2 protein-coding genes are annotated in these 3,022 nt (G+C 72.2%); one reads left to right on the top strand and one right to left on the bottom strand.

Features of this window, described 5'->3' with window-relative positions; genetic code table 11:
- Window positions 1-1,783, top strand: a 1,783-nt coding sequence (locus tag AC1D01_RS27630) for a putative bifunctional diguanylate cyclase/phosphodiesterase (protein WP_477872097.1), incomplete at its 5' end; no start/stop codon positions are given.
- Window positions 1,784-1,812: 29 nt separating this feature from the next.
- Here the strand turns inward: AC1D01_RS27630 and pdxR are convergent.
- The coding region (pdxR, locus tag AC1D01_RS27625) for a MocR-like pyridoxine biosynthesis transcription factor PdxR (protein WP_477872095.1) at window positions 1,813-3,022 on the bottom strand (1,210 nt) is incomplete at its 5' end.

Here is a 3,022-nt window from a genome sequence, read left to right as displayed (position 1 = left end):
GGCCGCGCTGACACTCGAACAGGTGAACGGCAACCACGCTTCCGCCAGCTCGGCCGCGATGGCACTGAGCCTGCTCGACAACGAATACAGCGGCCGCACCGTGATGCTCGCCGAGCACGACGGCGCCGCCGTCTCGGCGCTGCTGCTGCGCTCGGTCGACGACGCGGTCGCGCCGTACCGCCAGCTGCAGCTCGGGCTGGCCGCGCTGACGCTGGTCGGCGTGCTGGTGTTCGGCATCGGCAGCGTACTGACCGCGCGCCACGTGACGACGCCGCTGCGGCGCCTCGCGACCGCGGCCGAACGGCTGGGTGCCGGCGACTACTCGACGCCGCTGCGCGGCCTCGACCGCAGCGACGAGCTGGGCGACGTGGCCCGCGCCTTCGAGCGCATGCGCGAGAGCATCGGCGAGCAGCAGGACGAGATCCTGAAGCTCGCCTACTGGGATCCGCTGACGGCGCTGCCGAACCGCCTGCAGTTCCGCAACGCGGTGCGCGACGCGATCGTCGCGGCCGGCAAGAATGGCCGGACCGTCTCGGTGATCATGCTCGACCTCGATCGCTTCAAGCACGTCAACGACGTGCTCGGCTACCGCTTCGGCGACCTGCTGCTGCGCAGCGTGGCCGAGCGGCTGACGCAGCAGGCGGTGCGCGGCGGCGACCTGGTCGCGCGGCTCGGCGGCGACGAGTTCGCGGTGCTGCTGGCCGGGCTCGATCCGGCCAACGACGTGGCGCTGACCCGCACGGTCGCCAAGCGCATCAACCAGGCCTTCGACGCGGCGCTGACGCTGGAAGACCAGACGGTCGACATCAGCGCGAGCCTGGGCCTCGCGAACTGGCCGCTGCATGCCGGCGATGCCGACGTGCTGCTGAGCCGCGCCGAGGTCGCGATGTACACCGCCAAGCGCCACCACGACGGCCCGATGGTCTACGACGCGGCGCTCGATGCCGCAAGCTCGCAGACGCTGTCGCTGCTGAGCGAGTTGCGCCACGCGGTCGACCACGACGAGCTGCGGCTGTACCTGCAGCCCAAGCTCGCGCTCGGCAATGCACGCGTCGTCGGCGCCGAGGCGCTGGTGCGCTGGCAGCACCCGCGTCGCGGGCTGGTGCCGCCGATGGAGTTCATTCCGTTCGCCGAGCAGACCGGTTTCATCCGGGTGCTGACGCTGTGGGTCTTCGAGCAGACCGCGCAGCTGTGGAAACGCCTGCACGACAGCGGCCAGACGCTGACGATTTCAATCAACCTGTCGACGCGCGACCTGCTCGACCCGGAGCTGCCGCAGAAGTTCGATGCGCTGCTGGTGCGCCATTCGGTGCCGGCCGAGGCCTTCTGCCTGGAGATCACCGAGAGCGCGATCATGGACGACCCGCAGCGCGCCCAGGCCACGCTCGACAAGCTGAGCGCGCTGGGCTTCCGGCTGTCGATCGACGATTTCGGCACCGGCTATTCGTCGCTCGCGTACCTGAAGCGGCTGCCGGTGGACGAGCTGAAGATCGACAAGTCCTTCGTGCTCAACATGGAGAAGGACCTGGACGACGCGCGCATCGTGCGCTCGACGATCGACCTGGCGCACGGCCTCGGGCTCACGGTGGTGGCCGAGGGCGTCGAGAACGCGCAGGTCTGGGAGCTGCTGCGCGAACTGGCCTGCGACGAGGCCCAGGGCTTCCACATGGGCCGGCCGATGCCGGCCGCCGAGTTCGCGCGCTGGTCGACCGGCTGGAGCGCGCGGCAGGCAATGACGATCGCGACGGGCAAGGGCCCGGACCTGCCGATCACGCTGCATTGAGTAGCCCGGATGCCAATCCGGGTGCGGCGTCACGATCCCCGGATTGGCATCCGGGCTACAAGCCTGCCAATCGTGCGCGCCGCGGCCCGCAGTGCCGCCTCGTCGTACCCCGCATAGCCGAACAGCCAGCCGCGCCGCGGCGCCTCGATCGCATAGCGCGACAGCGTCGCCAGGTACACGCCGCCCTCCTGCGCGCGCGCCGACAGCGGCTCGTCCGGCCGGCCCGCTTCGTCCTCGTGCGCCAGGTGCATGCCCTGCGCGCTCGGCAGCAGCCGCAGCGCACCGCCGCTCGCCTTCGCCAGGGCCTCGATCACCAGCTCCTGGCGCAGCGCGTACAGCTCGCGCATGCGCCGCAGGTGGCGCAGCAGGTGGCCCTCGGTGATGAAGCGGGCCAGCACGTCCTGCGCGGCACCGGGGCTGTGCCGGTCGGTCACGGCCTTCGCCCCCGCGAAGGCGGGTGCCAGCGCGAGCGGCATCACGATGAAGCCCAGCCGCAGGCCCGGGTGCAGCGTCTTCGAGAAGGTGCCGACGTACAGCACGCGCTCCGACTGCGGCAGGCTGCACAGCGCCGGCATGCGGTGCGCGCCGTACTGGAACTCGCCGTCGTAGTCGTCCTCGACGATCCACGCACGCCGCGTGCGCGCCCAGTCGAGCAGCGCCAGCCGGCGCGCCAGGCTCATGTGCACGCCCATCGGGAACTGGTGCGTCGGCGTCACGACCGCCATGTGCGCCTGCGGCCAGCGCGCGGCACCCTGCGCGATGCACAGCCCCTCGGCATCCAGCGGCACCGGCCGCACGAGCGCGCCCTGCCCGAGCAGGTTGGCGCGGATGCCCGGGTAGCCCGGATCCTCGACCATCACCTCGTCGCCCAGGTCGAGCAGCAGCCGGCCGATCAGGTCGATGCCCTGCTGCGAGCCCGAGGTGACCAGCACCTGCGACGCATCGCAGCGGATCCCGCGCGACACCAGCAGCCACTGCGCGATCGCCTCGCGCAGCGCCGGCTCGCCGGCCGGATCGGTGTACTGCGACAGCGCCCGGCGGCGCGGCGCGGCGGTGTCGCGGGCGAGCCGGTCCCACAGCGCGAACGGGAACTCCGCGGTGGCCGGCGCGCCGATGCGGAACGCCACCGGCAGCTGCGTCGGCGGGTGCCAGCGCAGCGCGATGTCGGCGATGGCCTGGCCGCGCTTCGACAGCGCCCCCGCCGGCGCGATCGCCGCCACCCGGCGCCGGCCGCCGCGC

The sequence above is a fragment of the Rhizobacter sp. P3_B12 genome (assembly GCF_056402895.1).
Note: the sequence above shows the minus strand (reverse complement) of the source record. Positions and strands in the feature narration are given on the sequence as shown.